This is a genomic window from Sphingobium sp. TomMM35A, assembly GCF_054771735.1.
Genome location: NZ_BSRC01000001.1, coordinates 1805074 through 1821863, shown reverse-complemented (window position 1 = coordinate 1821863; position 16790 = coordinate 1805074). Strand labels below are relative to the sequence as shown.

Sequence of the window (16790 nt, the reverse complement as noted above, 5' to 3'; positions counted from 1 at the left end):
CTGCCATCATAGCTTACGCCATGAATGTGGGCGACGCCTTCGCGGGGCGCCAGAACTCTCAGAATCTTGGCACTATTCTCCATCTCGATCTTGTACCGTTGGAAGATACGATTGGGAGAGTAACATTGGCGTCGTGATGGGATCGACTGGCTCAGTGCGCCAGCGATGCGAGGGGCCGGCCCCCTGCGACAGGACAAGCCCATCACCGCGCAGGGCCTCCAATGCTCTCTGGACGGAGCGACGGCTGGAGCCTGTCGCTTCAGCGAGCGCATGGCTGGTCCATGCCTCGCCGTCACTGAGAAGTGCAATGATCTGTGGGTGTCGCGTAGCGACGAGCGGCTCCAGCAGAACGATTGCGGCTGCGCGAAGCGGATCCAGCCGATAGCCTTCGGCCGTTGCGGTTACATTGCACAGGCCTCTCAGCAAGCGACGTAGCCGCATCATCTCCATGCGCAGGCGCACGCGATAGGTTTCATCGGCGTGCCTACCTCCAAAGGCTGTTCGGATAAGATCGGCCCGTGAACCTGCACGCGGCCACACTGTGGCAAGGCTTTTCATCAGGGAAAAGAGCACCGGCCGAGAAACAAGCGGAACGATGCTGGAATGAAGGCGAACCTCGAGGCGTGTGGCGTCGACGATCAGGTTATCGTCGAGGTTTAGAGCCTTCAGCGCATCCGGGGTGACTGGAACCAGACACCCTCCGCGGCGACGGCCCGCCACTGGGGCTTCGAGCAATGCTTCGGCGCGAAGGAGTTCGGACCGCAACGGACCAGACGCATGAGGCCCTAGATCGATGAAGGCGCTCGCAAGGGCTGTCCTCGCCTCAGCGACACAGAGCTTGCGAAGACAAATGTGCGCGGTCAGCAATCCTGCCACAGCATCTAGGACAGGATGGCGCTGACCCTGATGCATCGCGAGGAATCTTTCTGCCTCGTCGAGACGATTCAAAAGGATGGCTCGCCGCGCCTCAACCAGTTTTAAGTAAGCGGCGTTCCATAAGTCCCGATGTCCCAGAAAAGTCGCGTAGGCTTCGCTCAGCTGCGCTGCCGGCCATCCTCCATCCCGCAGAGCGAGCTGGACCTCCGCCTGTGCCAGAACGCATCTTGCATGGGCCAGCCTGTCACAGAATCCCAGGCCCCGTCCGGCCTGCCTCAGTAGGCTGCGGGCTCGGTCGAGATCGCCGATACGGGCCATAGCCGTACCCCGAATGGCAAGGCTCCAAGCGTCGTCGCGCAAAGCGACCTTTTGCAGGGCGCCGATGACGTCTCCTGCATCCAGTGCGAGCGCCGCTTCCCTGTGAACGTTCAATCCAGCCTCGCCAAAATTGTCACTCCCTGGATTTGGCAATTCGGGGACAGGATGCTGCGATTGTACCGAGAGGAGCCTGCCAGCAGGCCAGATACCAAAATGCCTGTTCGACCATGTTTCGCACGCGCCGCAACCATAATTTCGCTCATGGCTTCGCCGACTTTCGCCACGATGGCATATCTGGCTGGCTTCGCCCCTACCATGACCGCCGCGATTTGTGGAGGCAACGACCCGCTGCTCCTCACGATCAGCGGTATGGCGTGGATGTACGGCCTGATGAGTGTCATTCACCTTCCCGCCTGGCTTCAACTGATCGGCACATCGCGCCGGATATGTCACTCACACGATGCCGCTCGCCCCGACTAGTCCCAACAGAGGCGACAGGAGGCGACGGATGCACGAAACTAGCGGGCGGGAACAATGGACGGAGGCCCGGCTTCGGCTTCTCGCCGTAGAAAAGGCCTTGATAAGGCAAGCGGACGCCGTTGCACGCCAACGTCAGGAACTGCCTTGGGTCCGGGTCGAGAAAGACTATCGGTTCGCGACCGAACAGGGAGACATGGCGCTAAAGGACTTATTTCAGGGGCGCACCCAACTGATGGTTTATCACTTCATGTTCGGAGAGAGTTTCGATTCCGGCTGCGTCTCTTGCTCGTCGATCGCCGACGGTTTCAACGGCATTGCGCCGCATTTGGCGGGCCATGACGTGATGCTCTGGGCGGTGTCCAAAGCGCCGCTGGGCAGGCTGCTCACCTACCGGGGCCGGATGAACTGGTCTTTTCCATGGGCCTCATCGCATGGTAACGACTTCAACCGAGACTTCGGTGTCTGGTTCAGCGAGGACGAGCAACGGAATGGCCAGATCGTCTATAATTATTCCCCTGACCCTGCCGGTCCGTGGCGTGAAGGTAAGGAAGGCGGCGGCCATGAAGCCGAACGCTTCTTTGCTGAGGCCTCCGGCACGGATGTCGCCAGCTATTTGAGGGATCGCCCAGGGCTCAGCACCTTCGCTCTTCAAGAAGGCGAGGTTTACCATGCCTATTCAACCTACGCGCGAGGAGTGGATCCGATCTGGGCTATTTATTCATGGCTCGACCGAGCGCCCCTCGGCCGCAATGAAACTGGCCCCTGGATGCGGCGCCGGACCGATTACGCAGAGGGCTGATCGAAGTTTCTCATCGCCATCAATGCCGGGAAAATGGCCCCGAGGGCCGCTCAGCCGATCAGGACGTATTGCATGCACGAGTTTGATTTTCAGATCGGGGAATGGCGCGTTCGGCACCAAAAGCTTCGGCGGCGTCTCGTAGGATCCACGGACTGGGCCGAATTTGATGGTAGCTGCAAGGCTTGGACTGTCATGGATGGCGACGGTTCGGTCGAAGATCAATTTCTTGAAGATCCTGATGGCTTTTATCGCGCTGCTGCGTTTCGGCGTCGCGATCCCCAGACTGGCGATTGGTCGATCTGGTGGTTTGACAGTCGCGCCACCGCCCTCGATCCTCCAGTAATCGGTCGATTCGTGGATGGCGTGGGTCACTTCTATGCCGACGACATCCTTGACAATCGGCCCATCCGAGTACGCTTCATTTGGTCACAAATCACTGCCGTTGGCGCGCGATGGGAGCAGGCCTTTTCCGCCGACAGCGGCCAGACCTGGGAAACAAACTGGGTGATGACTTTCACAAGAGAGGCATAGTCTTCACCACGCATATCGCTGCATCGGTTGCGGCATGCACCTAGCGGCTTTTGACCTGTCAGCAGCCTCATAGCTGGGTGTGCTGAGCGCGACTCTTGAAGCGAACGGCTAGGAATTTGCGATAAACTGATCAGACTTTCCTGCGCTTGCCCTCAAAGCCGTCCTTGACGTCGTCGATCCAGGCAGCGACCTCCTGATCACTCCACCGCGATGCGAAGGGTGACACTTTGTAGGGGGGTGGGAACCGGCCCTCCTGAATCAGGCGATAGATCATCGATTTACCAAGACCGACCCGCCGCTTCACTTCCTCCAGCCTAATGAGCCGGTCGACAAGCTGACTCTCCTGGCTCATTTCGTTGCTCGCGCCCGTGCATCGCGTTCACGCAAGAAGGTCCGATCGGCTTCAAGAAACGCAGACAACATTGCTGGGATCAGTTCTGCAACGGGCTCTTCAACCCCGTATGTCGATGCGTAAATGGTGGCGTATAATTGCAATGCAGCCAGAAGATCCGGGGTGATCGTGATCGAGAGTTTCACTGGGGTAGACGAAGACGCCCGATATCCGCTGGCGGACACGCTTCGCCGTCTCGATCGCTCCTCTTGCTTCGATGTCGCGCAGGACGGCAAGGACCAGCGGCGGGGTCAGTTGCGCAATCGGCAGGTCACCGATGCCATTGAGCACATCCCGCTCGAGGCTGCGGATGACATCGTTCTGGTGGACGGGCGCCCATTTTACCTTGTTGGTCTCGAACCAGTCTCGCGCCACGCGCTCGAATGTCTGGCGGCTCGCCTCCAGCGCGGCATCGATCCTGAGCTTTTTGACGTGGGCCGGATCCCGCATCTCGTCGAGCAGCGCGGCAGCTTCGTCTCGCTTTAGCCGGGCCTCGGACAGCGAGACCTTGGGCCAGGCGCCGAAGGCCATGCCCTTCTGCTTGCCGTCGAAGCTGTAGCTCCATCGCCATAGCTTGCCGCCGGCTGGGGTGACGAGAAGGTAGAGGCGATTGGCGTCTGTCAGCTTGTAGGATTTCAGGCGCGGCTTGGCCGTCCTGATCTTGATGTCGGTGAGCATCGTCCGGTCTCCAAAAGTACCACGTTTTTCGACCGCGCGTACCACGCAAAGTACCAACCGATTCGTCGGATTAGCACGGACGAGTACGGACGGCCGAGGCCGAACGGGTCAGCTAAGCGTCGGTAAACATGGAGAAAAAGTCGATCCCATTGGACCTTTGTGGACCCCTCCGGAAAGGGGCCTGGCGGAGCGGGAGGGATTCGAACCCTCGATACGCTTTTGACGTATACTCACTTTCCAGGCGAGCGCCTTCGACCACTCGGCCACCGCTCCGCATGCACTGGAAGGCGGCTCCCTATCGCGGCGCGCGGCGGGTGGCAAGGGGTGGCGGGACTTTCCTTTGCAATATCGTCCGCCCTCCCAAGACGCCCCGCCATGGTTGCCTTCGAATGGGCTTTCGCGGATAGATTGTCAGGGTCGGCAGCGCATTTTCGGAACAATCGCCGCATGTCGGGCGATGCCATGTCCTCGGCGCGATTGCTTGGGACGGAAAGGCTGAACATGATCGTAGGCACGGTAAAGGAAATCAAGAATCACGAATATCGCGTCGGCCTGACGCCTGAAAGCGTGCATGAACTGGCAGCCCATGGTCATCGCGTGCTGGTGGAAAGCGGCGCGGGGGAGGGGATTGGCGCGCATGACGCGCTGTACGCCGGCGCAGGCGGCGAAATCGTGGCAAGCGCAGCCGAGGTGTTCGAAGCCGCCGAAATGATCGTGAAAGTGAAGGAGCCACAGCCGGAGGAGCGCGCCATGCTGCGCCCCGGCCAGATACTCTATACCTACCTCCACCTCGCGCCTGACCCGGACCAGACGCGCGACCTCATGGCGTCGGGCGCGGTCTGCATCGCCTACGAAACCGTCACCGACGCAAGCGGCGGCCTCCCGTTGCTCAAGCCCATGAGCCAGGTTGCCGGACGCATGTCCATCCAGGCAGGCGCGACTGCGCTGGAAAAGGCGAATGGCGGCCGGGGCGTGCTGCTGGGCGGCGTCCCAGGCGTGCTTCCGGCCAAGGTCTGTGTCATCGGTGGCGGCGTCGTCGGCTTCAACGCAGCGCAGATGGCGGCTGGCCTTGGCGCGGACGTCACCATCCTGGACCGCAGCCCCGAAGTGCTCGAACGGCTGGGCATCTACTTCGAAGCGCGAGCGAAGACGCGCTTTTCCAACCGCGCCAATCTCGCCGAATGCGTGGCGGAGGCTGACCTTGTCATCGGCGCCGTGCTGATCCCCGGAGCCGCCGCGCCCAAGCTGGTCAGCGCCGACATGCTCAAGAGCATGAAGAAGGGCTCCGTACTGGTGGACGTTGCGATCGATCAGGGCGGCTGTTTCGAAACCAGCCACCCCACCACGCATGCGGAGCCCACCTATGTGGTCGATGGCGTCGTCCATTATTGCGTCGCAAACATGCCGGGCGCCGTCGCGCGCACCAGCACCTATGCGCTCAATAACGTCACCCTGCCGCACGCCCTGCGGATCGCCGATCTTGGGTGGAAGAAGGCGCTGCAGTCCGATCCGCATCTTCTGGCGGGGCTCAATGTCTGGGACGGCAAGGTGACCTATCAGGCCGTCGCCCAGGCGCTGGGCCTGCCCTTCAGCCCAGCGGAAGAAGCGCTGGGCTGACGTCGGCTCGCATCCTGTAATCTTGTCCGGACCCCCTGCGGGTTCCCCGGTCTCGTTCGTCTTGTTTGTCGGGGGCAGTTGGTTGCCTGCCCCCAGACAAACACATCCGTCGAAGAGAGGCCCAGGTTCACGTCATGGTCCATCCTATCCGCTTTGCCGCCTTGCTGCCGCGTGCGCTTCATTCCAGCAGCAGGGAGGCGCTGTGATGCATGGCGATCTCATGACTTGGCTCGTGCCCTTGATCGCCATGCTGGGAGCGGGGCTGTTCGCCGGTTTCGCAGCGGGCATTTTCGGCATCGGCGGGGGCTTCGTCGTCGTGCCAGCGCTGTTCGTTGTGCTGCCGCTGCTGGGCGGCACGCATGAGGCGATCGCCCATGTCGCCATCGGCACCTCGGCCGCCACGATCATCGTGACCTCGATCCGCTCTCTCCTGGCCCATGCCAAGCGCGGCGCGGTGGAATTTGAAGTGCTGCGCGCCTGGGCGCCGTGGATCATCCTGGGCGACGGGGTAGGGGTGTTGCTCGCAGGCCATGTGGACGGCCGGGTGCTGACGATGATCTTCGCGTCGGGCGTGTTCCTCATGTCGCTCAATTTCCTGCTGCCCAAGGTCGGGGGCAAGGTGATCAGCGAGGACATGCCGTCCGGCATCGCGCGTGTCGGCATAGCGGGCGGGCTTGGCACTTTTTCGGCTTTGCTCGGCATTGGCGGCGGTACGATCGCGATCATGGTAATGACCTTGTGCGGCCGATCGATCCACCGGGCGATCGCCACGGCGTCGGGCGTCGGCACGCTGATCGCCATTCCCAGCGCCCTCGGTTTCGCCCTGATCGGCCTTAAGGAAACAGGCCTGCCCTGGGGATCGCTGGGCTTCGTCAACATGCCCGCGACGCTGGCGATCGCTTCGATGTCGATCCTCACCGCGCCATTAGGCGTGGCGGCCGCGCACAGCCTGCCCGCGCATCTATTGAAGCGCGTCTTCGGCGTCTATCTGGTCATCATCGCCTTGATCATGTTCCGCAATGCCATCCACATGTGATCGGGGCCGGGCGGACGGATGGATCGCCGGTCAGTCCGCATCGGGATTGCGGAAGTTCAGCCGCCGGGTCACGGTGTAATCCAGCACCCCGACGAGGAAATAGCTGATCCATTGCTTCACCAGGGTCAGCACGCCGCGCTGGGCCTTGTATCGCTCCAGCGTGATCTGCCGACTTTCCCCGGCCCGGCGGCTGATGAACGCCCTTGCTTCATCAGCCAGCGCCTTGTCCTCTATCCGCAGCATGATCTCCAGGTTCAGGAAAAGGCTGCGCATGTCGAAATTGGCTGAACCGATGAAGACGGCGTCATCGATGACGATCAGCTTCATGTGCAGCTTGCACTTCTGATATTCCCATATCTCAACGCCGCGTCGCAGCAGCGGTCCGTACAGCAGCCGCGCGGCCGCCACCGTCGCGCCATTGTCGGACCGGGACGGCAGGATCAGCCGCGCACCCTCTCGCCGCGCCGCGCGCGCGATGCGCTTCAGCATGCCCCGTCCGGGCGAAAAATAGGCGGCCACCATGTCCACCCGTCGGGCATGTTCCAGGTCATGCTTCACCACCTGCGCCCAAGGGCTCAGCCGCCGGGTCGGCCCGCCGATCAGCCATCGCATCGGCTCATCGGCGCCATGGTTAAGCGGCGGGTGCCAATGCCGCACCATGCGCCGCAATGTCCGGAAACGCTGATGCCTGGTCGATACCCAGCGCCACAATTGCCCATACCAGTTGGTCATCGCCGCGACCTGAGGTCCGTCGATCAGAAGGCCGAGGTCCACCCAGGCATCGTCCTCCGGCAATCCGAAATAGGCGTCCTCCACGTTGAAGCCACCCAGCAGCAGCCGCCGGTCGTCCGCAATAGTCATCTTCTGATGGTTGCGGATCAGATAGCGGGTCGAACGGCGCGCCCCGAATCGGCCAAACCGGCCTCCGGCGCTGATCAGGGGATCAAAGAAGGCGACAGGCGTGTCGGCCGATCCGAACGCGTCGATCATCAGCGTCACCGCAACGCCCCGTCCTCGGGCAGCGATCAGCCGGTCCAGCACCATCCGCCCGCTCTGGTCGTCGGCGAAGATATAATAATAGAGCTTCAGGCTTTCCCGCGCGCCATCGATCAGGGTGATCAGGGCCTCGCGCAAGGCGGGCCCATTCTCTATCACGCCCAGCCGATGGCCCCGGATCGAAAGGTTGATTCCGGCTTCGCCGCTCTTTTCTGGGGGCTGCCGGTTCGTCGCCATATCCCGTTCATGCCCCCAATTGCCGTGACGCGCCATGGATTTATGGGCTTTTCATTGACTCCTCCGCCGCCCACTGATAGGCGCGGACCTCATAACTTCCATCCTTTTGCCAGGAGCGCCCGTTTGGCCCGCGTTACCGTCGAAGATTGCGTCGACAAGGTTACCAACCGTTTTGACCTTGTCCTGCTTGCGGCGCAGCGCGCCCGTGAAATTTCCGGTGGCGCCGAACTGACGCTTGACCGCGACCGCGATAAAAACCCGGTCGTCGCCCTGCGCGAGATCGCTGAAGAAACCGTTCTCCCGGCGGATCTGCATGATTCGCTCGTCGGTTCGCTGCAGAAGGTGCAGATTGACGACGACGATACGCCGGACGAAATCGGATCGATCGCCCAGTCGGCAGAGGCCCTGCGCCTCACCGCCGCAGCCCCGCCGCGCAACCAGAATGTCGGCGGCGACTACGACGGCTGATCCGTCCATCGGTTTGGAGAGGGAATGAGGCTCGGCCTGCGCAAGCAGGACCGGGCCTCGATCCGTTTGGGGGGGTAGATTTCGTCATGCCAGCGGAAGCTGGCATCTCATGGGGCAGCGCGCGGCATAGCCTCACAAGATCCCAGCTTGCGCTGGGATGACGAGAGATGGATGAACGCATGAATTCCCTCTCCTCTGAAGGCGAGAGGGAACATCTCACTCCCTCAATTCCCCAAACAGAAATCCCGCAAAGCCCGCGCATCATGCAGCGCATTATGCGGAATCCTGCTATTCGCCGCCGCGCTGAATCCCGCTGCATTGACCAACTGCAATTGCAACCCATTCATGTCGACCATCTGCCCCGGCCCAATCACCAGCAGTGCGCAGAAATGGGCCAGGTCCTCCGGCCAGTCGGCGACGATCACCGGGTCGGAATCGCCCGCCAGATAATCCGCCAGATGATGCGCCGCCTCGACGCGGCTCAATTCCATGTCGATACCCGGAGGAACGTGGCGCAGATAGGGGATGACGTTGCGCTGGACCCAGCCATGCGGCTCCTCATCCAAGGGCAGCGAGACGTAAAATTCATCGTCGCCAAATTCCGGCACCAGCGCCACGCTGATCAGCGCGCCTGCAAATCCGTTGAACTCAGTATCGAGGAAATAGCGCATGGACGAACGGACTGCCTGCTGGAAGAGGAGGGGAGGGGGCTGCCCGCGACATAGGGGCAGGGCGTCACTTGCGCCAGCCTTGAAGATTTGCGTCGCGTGGAGCAAGCTGCCATGCGGGGCGCCCATATAAGGACCTGCCAGTGACCCCTCGCATACTCATCGACACCGCCGCCGTGCCGGGCGGACAGGAATTGAAACTCTATCGGCGGGGCAGCGATCACATGATCGTGCTTGACCGGAACGAGTTGATGAGCAGCCGCATGAGCGGTTCGGAAAAGGCGCTTGCGGTCATGTCGCTTGAGCAGCTGAGGGGGCGAAAGGCGCCGCATCTGCTGATCGGCGGCTACGGCATGGGCTTCACCCTGCGCGCGGCGCTGGCGGGCATGGGGCAGGACGGCCGCGCCACGGTCGTCGAACTGGTGCCCAAGATCATCGCCTGGGCGCGGGGTCCCATGGCGGAACTGGCGGCCGGTTGCCTCGATGACCCGCGCGTCACCCTGATCGAGGGCGATGTCGCGGCGGAGATCGCAGTGAGCCGACAAGCCTACGACGCGATCCTCCTTGACGTGGACAACGGCCCCGACGGCCTTACCGCTCCCGCCAACGACCGGCTCTATTCGTCGGCTGGCCTTGCCACCGCCAAGGCAGCGCTGAAGCCGGGCGGCATCCTTGCCATCTGGTCCGCCGCCCCCGACGCGGCCTTCACCCGCCGCCTGCGCGACGCTGGCTTTCAGGTCGATGAGGTGGCGGTCAAGGCCCGCGACAACGGCAAAGGCCCCCGCCACGTCATCTGGTTCGCCCAGAAGCGGTAAATGGTCGAAGCCCTAATCCTTCTCCCGCAGGCGGGAGAAGGATACGCAGCCTTGCCAGCTTGCTGGCTAGGCGAAGTTGGATGAGGGCGGCCACCCAACCCTCACCCTCCCACCGCTGACGCGGCGGGCCTCTCCCTCTCCCGTAAACGGGCGAGGGCTAAAAGTGCCCATCTCATCCCGTCATCCCAGCGAAAGCTGGAATCTCATGCCGCCGGGCTGAACGCCATCGCCACAGATGCGAGCCTCCGCTGGCATGACGACAAATCGCGCCCGATCAAACCCCACATTCCGGCAAAGCCCAATCAATCCCCCCACGCCCCTTCTCTTCCAGAAACGCATTAGCCTGCGAGAAATGGCGGCACCCCAAAAACCCATTATGCGCTGACAGCGGCGAAGGATGCGCCGCCTTCAAAACCAGATGCCGCGTCTGATCCACAAAGGCCGCCTTGCGCTGCGCATAGGCGCCCCACAGCAGGAACACGACCGGTTCCTCCTGGCCATTGACCAGCCGGATGATGGCATCGGTAAATTCCTCCCAACCGCGCTTCTGATGTGACGCGGCGCGGCCCATTTCGACCGACAACACGCTGTTCAGCAGCAGCACGCCCTGCCGCGCCCAATGTTCCAGGAACCCATGGCGCGGCGGATCGATGCCAAGGTCGCTCTTAAGCTCCTTGTAGATATTGACCAGCGACGGCGGCGTCCGCACTCCCGGCCGCACGCTGAAGCACAGCCCATGCGCCTGTCCTTCGCCATGATAGGGGTCCTGCCCCAATATGACCGCCTTCACATTGCCAAGCGGCGTCAGGTCGAGCGCGCGGAAATATTCGCTGCCTTTGGGAAAGATGCGCTTCCCCTGCCGCTTCTCCTCTTCCAGGAATATCTTGAGCGCCTGCATATAGGGGCGGTCGAACTCCTCGCGCAGCGGCGCGCGCCAGCTTTCGTCGAGCTTGATCGTTGCGGTCATGCCCGCCTGATGACCTGCCCGGCAACAGCCTGTCAACCGCACGGCAGTCTTGCTCCGCGTCCGCAAATGAGGGAAAGGGCAATCATGCCGCGCCTTTCCTTTACCACCGCCATCATGGCGGGCCTTGGCCTGTTTCTCGCGCCCCTGCCAACCGCTGACGCCTTCGGTCCTCAGCCCAATGTGGTGCATCAAACGGCGCAATCGCGCCTGCTCGGCGAGTTCTCCCGTTTCGCAAGCCTCAGCGACGGCACCGTCGGCATAGCCGTGCGCGATCTGCGCAGCGGAGAGACGCTGGAACTGAACGGCGACACGCTTTTCCCGATGGCCAGCACCTACAAGGTCGCGGTGGCGGGGAAGATCTTGTCGCTCGCCGATGCGGGCATGCTGCGCTTCGATGAGAAGCTACCACGGTTCGGCACGGCGATGCCGGTCACGGCCTTGCTCGACCTGATGCTCACCCGCAGCGACAATGAAGCGACCGATGCGCTCGTCGCCCGCGCGGGCGGGCCGCAGGCGGTGAATGGCTGGCTCCAGTCGCTCGGCATCCGAGGCCAACGGGTGGACAGCAACACCGCCCAACTTCTCGCCCGCGCGAAGGCGGGAGCAGGCGGGGCAGGGGATGAGGCCGAAACCCCATTTCGGCGCGGGCGCGCGACGCGATGGACATGCCCAACATCGCCTTCGCCGCCGATCCGCGCGATACGTCGACGCCCCGCGCGATGAACGACCTCCTCTCGACCATCCAGCATGGGAAGGCGTTGAAGAGGGACAGCACGGCCATGCTGCTCGGCATCATGGCGCGTTGCAAGACGGGCAAGGCGCGCCTCGTCGGCATGCTTCCGCCCGGCACGCCGGTCGCTCACAAGACGGGTACATTGAATGGCCTGGGCAATGACACGGGCATCATCACCCTGCCCGATGGCCGCCCGATCGCCATCTCTGTCTTCGTCATGAAGGATCATCGCGGCCATGCCGCGCGCGACCGCATCATGGCTGAAGTAGCCCGCGCCGCTTACGACTATTTCCTCTTTGCCCCTGAATCGCACACGGTCTGACGCATCTGGCTTAACTTGGAGCAAGCCTGTCTTTAGCTGTGCAACCCTGAAAGGGGCCTGGCATGAGCAATATCGCACTGTTCAGCGAGTTCTGGCCATATTATCTTCAGGAACATGCGCGTCCTGGGACGCGAGCCTTGCATTATGCGGGGACGAGCGCCGTCATCCTGCTGCTGACCGCCATGCCCCTGACGGGCCGCTGGTGGCTGCTTCCAGCACTGCCCGTTGCGGGCTACGGCTTCGCCTGGGCGGCGCATGCCCTGATCGAGCGCAACAGGCCCGCGACCTTCCGCCATCCGCTCTGGTCCCTGCGCGCCGATTTCCGCATGTGGTTCCGCTTTCTCACAGGACGCATGCGCCGTGATCTCGCCCATGCAGGCGTGCGCCCGGATGGATCGATCGACCCGGCCAAGCGCCTCACCCTTCTAGGCGTCTCTCCGCGCCATTGACTTGACCGCCCTTGCAGCTCTGTCACAAGTGCGGCGATGGCTCTTTCCGCCCACTTCTCCCCCTTGCCCGATCTCGCCGCGCTCGCTCCCCGCTGGCAGGCGCTTGAGGCGGCATCGGACGCCTCCTTCTTCCTCGGCTGGACCTGGACCAGCAGCTGGCTCGAAAGCTATGGCGTCCGCCCCGACCTGCTGTGCGTCACGGATGGTGAGGGCAGGGACGTGGCCCTGGCACTCACCGGCCATGCAATGCAGCCGCGCCTGCTCGGCCGCTGCGCCACCCTCTCCCTCAACCAGTCGGGCGATCCCGCCGCCGATCGACCCTATGTCGAATATAATGGCCTGCTCGCTCGGCGCGGTGCGGAGACGCAGTCCGCCCAAGCCTTCCACGCCGCTCTCCAGCGCCACACCGACTGGCGCGCCCTTCGCCTCAGCGGCATTGCCCCCGGCTCACCCTTGCTCAGCCTGCCCATTCGCCGCGCCACCCGCGTCGACAGTTCGCCCGTCTACCAGATTGATCTCGCCGCCGTCCGCGCCGCGAATAGCGACTATCTCTCGCTCCTCAGCCCCAACACCCGCAGCCAGATTCGCCGCGCGAGCAAGGATCATGGCGGCCTGCCCACCGTCACCGCCGCCGCCACCCCGGACGAAGCCGCCACATGGCTGGATGACATGCGCGCCTTGAACGAAGGCCGCCACGCGGACAATGCCTGGGCAGACCCAGCCTTCCGTCGCTTCCTCCTGACCCTCACGCAAAAGGGCATTTTGACCGGCGAGGTCGAACTGCTCCGCTTCAGCGACGAAGGCGGCGCCGTCGGCTTGCTGGTCAATTTTATCCATCGCGGCCAAGCGATGAATTATCAATCCGCCTTCGCCGCCCCGCGCACGGCCAAGGACAAGCCTGGCCTGCTCTGCCACACCGCCGCCGTCGCCCATTATGCGGGCAAGGGCCTCAGCCTCTATTCGCTCCTCGCAGGCAAGGACCGTTACAAGCAAAGCCTCGCCACCCGCGAAGAGGCGCTGGAATGGTGGATATTGGAACGCTTCTCGCCTGCCCTTGAAGCCGAAGCGCTGCTCCGCCGGTTGCTTAGACGCCCAGCTTTCGCATGATCCGATAGGCGATCCGCCGCGCGCCCTGCCGCTCGGGCTGCGCTCCAATCCGCCCGATCGGCAGTCCCCGCCGCCGCAGCAGTGCGTTCAGCCCATGCAACTCGCTCTCGGCAACGCTGCGTTCCGATCGCCAGGTCACCGACAGGCTGATCGACACGCCTGCGCCATTTTCCACGAAATGCGGTGCCTTCACCGGCACATGGATCGCGTCGCCGGGTAGCAGCCTCACTGCCGTCCCCCGCTCGCGAAAATGCTCCCGCCAATGGAGGTTGCGATGCCCGCCCGCATGAAAAGCCTCGCTCTGCATCGCAGGCACCAACTCCTCGTCCCCCGCCGGAAAGACGGTCATGACCTTCTCGCCCATGATCTGGAGAAGGATATTATGCTCCGGGTCCATGTGGAACGGTGTGACGCTGCCCGGCGATGACAGGAATATGAAGGCTTCCCGATTCAGCATCGCCCCCGTCCGCGCATCCACGATCGGCGCGAGCTCCGCCAGCGCCGCATCCAGCAGAGCGCCATAGGCCGCATCCCGCTCGACATTCTTCAAGACCGCCCAGCTGCCATTGCTTTCGATCGTCCGGATCGTCTCGCCCAGGCTGAGCCCATTGGACGGCGTATCCTCCGGCCGGACGCCGAGCGGCAGCTTGCCCAGATTATATTCGACCGACGCCGCCGGCATCCGCTCGGCAAGACCCGCCAGCGCCCCGATCGTCAGCAGCGGATGCCCAACCAGCCCATGATGCAACTTCACCGGCGCATCCGGATAGGCTCCCGCGAATATCCGCTGCGCGTCCTCATCGAAAATCTGCGCGCTGATGGCTGAGCGAGCGGTCATCCCTGTCCTTTCATATGGCTCGCGATCGCCTCTATGCCATTGGCGACCGCGAAGGCTGCCGCGCGCCCCACCCGGCTTAACCCCCGGCCATGCAGCGCCACGCGATATTGCACGATCGTCCGCCGCTCGGCCCACAGGCTGTCGATCATCGGATGGTCGGGCGCGGCGCAGCTGTCCATCCAGCCGATCGCCGGATCGCCTTGCACCGCATGCAGGTTCGCCAGCTCGATCAGCACGCCGGGCGAAAAGCGGCCCATTTCCTCGTCAAAGGCGATCTTGAAGGAAAAGGCGCCATCGCCGTGACGGAAATTCGCCAGCATCGCGATCGGCCGTCCATCAAGGTCGATGCGCAGGAAATGCAGCAGCCCCGCGTCGAACGCTGCCGCGCAGGCCGCCCGGAAAAAGGCTGCGTCCCGTGGCGAGCAGGCAAGCGCCGACCCTTCGCGCCCCTTCCACCCCGAAGCCTCCAGCGCCAGGAAATCGGCGCACCAGTGCGGCAGTTCGGCCCTGTCCACCAACAGACGCTGCTCCACCGCGCCAAGGTCTGCCAGCCGTTTCTGCAGGCGCCTGATCTCCTTGCGCTTCTTCGCGCGCACGTGACTTTCCCAATAGGCGTCTGCATCCAGATCGGACCGGAGCATGGCGCGGTCATAGCGATGCACCTCGCGCCGCCCACGCCGCTGCTCGACGCACAGCGCCTCCAGCGCCGCAGCATTGGCCCCCGCTGCGTCCAGCCCCCGCAGGTACAGGAATCCCGCCGCCCAATGCGCGTCATCCAACTGCGCGAGCAATCCGCGCCAGGCCGCCATCTCCGCACCCCGCCGGATCAGCGGCGCGCCAAAGAAACAATGCTCATGCATCCAGTTGGTTACGCAGGACAGCGGCAGGCGGCTGTGGCGGGCAGCCACCGTCACCGGCAACAATCCGATCAGTTCGCCTCCCGCCTGCGCCTCGATGATGCGCACGCCAGGTGTCCCCGCCAGATGGTCCAGCGCGGCGCACAGCATGTCCGGCGCGTAAAAGGCGTTGGCCTCCGCCGCCTCCGCCGCCAATGCGGTCCAGCGCGCGCGCTGGGCTGGGCCATAGGCACGGGTGCCGCTGGGCAAGGGATGCGATGCCATGTCCATGACACAAGCGCATAAGCTTCAATGATTAGGGAAAGACTAAACTGCCTCATTTGGGGCAGCAGGCCGCCTCTTTGGGGGAAAGCCCTTTACATCGCCCGCTGGATTGTCTGTTTACAGGCGGCTAACCTTCGACGACTGAAAGACAATCCCATGGCGACCTCCTCCATCCAGTCACGCTCCATGGTGGCCGCATGACCATCCTCGTCACGGGGGCCGCGGGCTTCATCGGCATGGCCGTCGCTGATCAGCTTCTCGCCGCCGGACGGGCGGTGATCGGCATCGACAATATGAACGACTATTATCAGGTCTCGTTGAAGCGCGACCGGGTCGCCGCGCTGCAACAGCGGCATGGCAAGCTGTTCACCTTCGCCGAACTTGACTTTGCCGATCTGGATGCGCTGAACCGCGCGCTTGCCGATCAGACGGTGGAGGCGATCATCCATCTGGGCGCGCAGGCGGGGGTTCGCTATTCGCTCATCAACCCGCATGCCTATGTGCGCTCGAACCTTGCCGGTCATGTGAACATGCTGGAACTGGCGCGCGAAAGGCGGGTGCGGCACCTCGTCTATGCGTCCTCCTCGTCCGTCTATGGCGGCAATGACAGCCTGCCCTTCCGCGTCGAGGACCGCGCCGATCATCCCGTATCGCTCTATGCCGCCACCAAGCGCGCCGACGAATTGATGAGCGAGACCTACGCCCATCTCTTCCGCATACCGATGACCGGCCTGCGCTTCTTCACCGTCTATGGCCCCTGGGGACGGCCTGACATGGCGATGTGGATCTTCACGAAGAAGATCCTCGCGGGCGATCCCATCCCGGTCTTCAACCACGGCCGCATGCAGCGCGACTTCACCTATATCGACGATATCGTCAGCGGCGTGATCGGCTGCCTCGACCATGCCCCGGCCGACGATGGCGCGCCCAAGGCGGGGGGCAGCCGTTCGCCCCATCGGCTCTACAATATCGGCAACAACCGGCCCGAAGAATTGATGCACCTCATCTCGGTGTTGGAACAGGCGATCGGGCGCAAGGCGGAGATCGATTTCCAGCCCATGCAACCCGGCGATGTTCCCGCTACCTTTGCCGATATCAGCGCGATCGCGGAGGATATCGGCTTCGCGCCGACGACCGGCATAGAGGTGGGCGTGCCGCGCTTCGTGTCCTGGTATCGCGACTATCACGCAAGCTGAAGCGGGCGAAAATTCGCCGCAATACGCCTAACCGTGCGGAAAGTTCCAGCTACCTACAAAGAAGCATCGATTTGTGCCGCATGTGGCAATAAAGGCGCGCAAATTTTCGCGCCTGTCGGCAAATTAAATTGCCATTCAGCCGTCAAC

The 16790-nt window shown here is 63.1% G+C and carries 20 protein-coding genes, 1 tRNA gene and 1 pseudogene; 12 read left to right on the top strand and 10 right to left on the bottom strand.

Annotated elements, in window-relative coordinates:
* Positions 1-72: 72 nt before the first annotated feature.
* Entirely contained in the window at positions 73-1308 is a 1236-nt protein-coding gene (locus tag ACYU8T_RS08995; RefSeq protein ID WP_461159177.1) for a helix-turn-helix domain-containing protein, read from the bottom strand.
* 16 nt (positions 1309-1324) lie between these two features.
* Between ACYU8T_RS08995 and ACYU8T_RS08990 the strand changes: the two genes are divergently transcribed.
* From ACYU8T_RS08990 to ACYU8T_RS08975, 4 genes are all read left to right on the top strand, one after another.
* Entirely contained in the window at positions 1325-1447 is a 123-nt protein-coding gene (locus ACYU8T_RS08990; protein WP_461159176.1) for a DUF6485 family protein, read from the top strand.
* An 8-nt stretch (positions 1448-1455) separates the two neighbouring features.
* Positions 1456-1674 carry a hypothetical protein gene (locus ACYU8T_RS08985; RefSeq protein WP_461159175.1) on the top strand — a complete coding sequence of 73 codons (219 nt, stop codon included), beginning with the start codon at positions 1456-1458 and terminating at the stop codon, positions 1672-1674.
* A 28-nt stretch (positions 1675-1702) separates the two neighbouring features.
* Complete coding sequence (locus tag ACYU8T_RS08980) at positions 1703-2473, top strand: DUF899 domain-containing protein (protein ID WP_461159174.1); 771 nt, start codon at positions 1703-1705, stop codon at positions 2471-2473.
* Positions 2474-2545: 72 nt separating this feature from the next.
* Positions 2546-3004 carry a DUF1579 domain-containing protein gene (locus tag ACYU8T_RS08975; RefSeq protein ID WP_461159173.1) on the top strand — a complete coding sequence of 153 codons (459 nt, stop codon included), beginning with the start codon at positions 2546-2548 and terminating at the stop codon, positions 3002-3004.
* Between the two features lie 130 nt (positions 3005-3134).
* On the opposite strand, the gene ACYU8T_RS08970 is transcribed toward ACYU8T_RS08975, so the two are convergent.
* The 4 genes from ACYU8T_RS08970 to ACYU8T_RS08955 form a co-directional block, all read right to left on the bottom strand.
* On the bottom strand, positions 3135-3356 hold the full coding sequence (locus tag ACYU8T_RS08970; protein WP_461159172.1) for a helix-turn-helix transcriptional regulator: 222 nt from the start codon (positions 3354-3356) through the stop codon (positions 3135-3137).
* Complete coding sequence (locus tag ACYU8T_RS08965) at positions 3353-3541, bottom strand: DUF2274 domain-containing protein (protein ID WP_461159171.1); 189 nt, start codon at positions 3539-3541, stop codon at positions 3353-3355. Before ACYU8T_RS08965 ends, ACYU8T_RS08970 begins: the two co-directional genes overlap by 4 nt.
* Positions 3456-4073, bottom strand: a complete 618-nt coding sequence (locus tag ACYU8T_RS08960) for a tyrosine-type recombinase/integrase (protein WP_461159170.1) — start codon at positions 4071-4073, stop codon at positions 3456-3458. The genes ACYU8T_RS08965 and ACYU8T_RS08960 overlap by 86 nt, the downstream gene beginning before the upstream one ends.
* Positions 4074-4255: 182 nt before the next feature.
* A tRNA-Ser gene (locus ACYU8T_RS08955) sits at positions 4256-4346 on the bottom strand.
* Positions 4347-4574: 228 nt separating this feature from the next.
* Between ACYU8T_RS08955 and ald the strand changes: the two genes are divergently transcribed.
* Positions 4575-5690, top strand: coding sequence for an alanine dehydrogenase (gene ald, locus ACYU8T_RS08950; RefSeq protein ID WP_097092307.1), 1116 nt, complete (start codon positions 4575-4577; stop codon positions 5688-5690).
* 205 nt (positions 5691-5895) lie between these two features.
* A complete protein-coding gene (locus ACYU8T_RS08945) occupies positions 5896-6726 on the top strand; it encodes a sulfite exporter TauE/SafE family protein (protein ID WP_461159169.1) in 831 nt (276 codons plus the stop codon).
* A gap of 30 nt (positions 6727-6756) precedes the next feature.
* On the opposite strand, the gene ACYU8T_RS08940 is transcribed toward ACYU8T_RS08945, so the two are convergent.
* Complete coding sequence (locus ACYU8T_RS08940; protein ID WP_461159168.1) at positions 6757-7959, bottom strand: phospholipase D-like domain-containing protein; 1203 nt, start codon at positions 7957-7959, stop codon at positions 6757-6759.
* A 123-nt stretch (positions 7960-8082) separates the two neighbouring features.
* Here ACYU8T_RS08940 and rpoZ point away from each other — a divergent pair, with 123 nt between their 5' ends.
* The gene (gene rpoZ / locus ACYU8T_RS08935; RefSeq protein WP_066526813.1) at positions 8083-8427 is read left to right on the top strand and encodes a DNA-directed RNA polymerase subunit omega; all 345 of its coding nucleotides are present in this window, start codon (positions 8083-8085) and stop codon (positions 8425-8427) included.
* A 224-nt stretch (positions 8428-8651) separates the two neighbouring features.
* Here rpoZ and ACYU8T_RS08930 read toward each other — a convergent pair whose 3' ends face one another.
* Positions 8652-9098 (bottom strand): hypothetical protein, encoded by a 447-nt coding sequence (locus ACYU8T_RS08930; protein WP_201515911.1) that lies wholly within the window; start codon positions 9096-9098, stop codon positions 8652-8654.
* Between the two features lie 140 nt (positions 9099-9238).
* Between ACYU8T_RS08930 and ACYU8T_RS08925 the strand changes: the two genes are divergently transcribed.
* Positions 9239-9910, top strand: coding sequence for a spermidine synthase (locus ACYU8T_RS08925; protein ID WP_461159167.1), 672 nt, complete (start codon positions 9239-9241; stop codon positions 9908-9910).
* A 274-nt stretch (positions 9911-10184) separates the two neighbouring features.
* Here ACYU8T_RS08925 and ung read toward each other — a convergent pair whose 3' ends face one another.
* The gene (gene ung, locus ACYU8T_RS08920) at positions 10185-10877 is read right to left on the bottom strand and encodes a uracil-DNA glycosylase (RefSeq protein WP_461159166.1); all 693 of its coding nucleotides are present in this window, start codon (positions 10875-10877) and stop codon (positions 10185-10187) included.
* Between the two features lie 84 nt (positions 10878-10961).
* On the opposite strand from ung, the pseudogene ACYU8T_RS08915 reads away from it, so the two are divergent.
* From ACYU8T_RS08915 to ACYU8T_RS08905, 3 genes and pseudogenes are all read left to right on the top strand, one after another.
* Positions 10962-11932, top strand: a pseudogene (locus ACYU8T_RS08915) (serine hydrolase).
* Positions 11933-11994: 62 nt separating this feature from the next.
* Positions 11995-12381, top strand: coding sequence for an Mpo1-like protein (locus ACYU8T_RS08910; protein WP_461159165.1), 387 nt, complete (start codon positions 11995-11997; stop codon positions 12379-12381).
* Between the two features lie 36 nt (positions 12382-12417).
* A complete protein-coding gene (locus ACYU8T_RS08905; RefSeq protein WP_461159164.1) occupies positions 12418-13488 on the top strand; it encodes a GNAT family N-acetyltransferase in 1071 nt (356 codons plus the stop codon).
* Here ACYU8T_RS08905 and ACYU8T_RS08900 read toward each other — a convergent pair.
* Together ACYU8T_RS08900 and ACYU8T_RS08895 are read right to left on the bottom strand one after the other, a co-directional pair.
* On the bottom strand, positions 13466-14326 hold the full coding sequence (locus ACYU8T_RS08900) for a cupin-like domain-containing protein (protein ID WP_461159163.1): 861 nt from the start codon (positions 14324-14326) through the stop codon (positions 13466-13468). The genes ACYU8T_RS08905 and ACYU8T_RS08900 overlap by 23 nt on opposite strands.
* Complete coding sequence (locus ACYU8T_RS08895) at positions 14323-15453, bottom strand: GNAT family N-acetyltransferase (protein ID WP_461159162.1); 1131 nt, start codon at positions 15451-15453, stop codon at positions 14323-14325. Before ACYU8T_RS08895 ends, ACYU8T_RS08900 begins: the two co-directional genes overlap by 4 nt.
* A 191-nt stretch (positions 15454-15644) precedes the next feature.
* Here ACYU8T_RS08895 and ACYU8T_RS08890 point away from each other — a divergent pair, with 191 nt between their 5' ends.
* Positions 15645-16643, top strand: coding sequence for an NAD-dependent epimerase/dehydratase family protein (locus ACYU8T_RS08890; protein ID WP_461159161.1), 999 nt, complete (start codon positions 15645-15647; stop codon positions 16641-16643).
* The last annotated feature ends 147 nt before the right edge of the window (positions 16644-16790 follow it).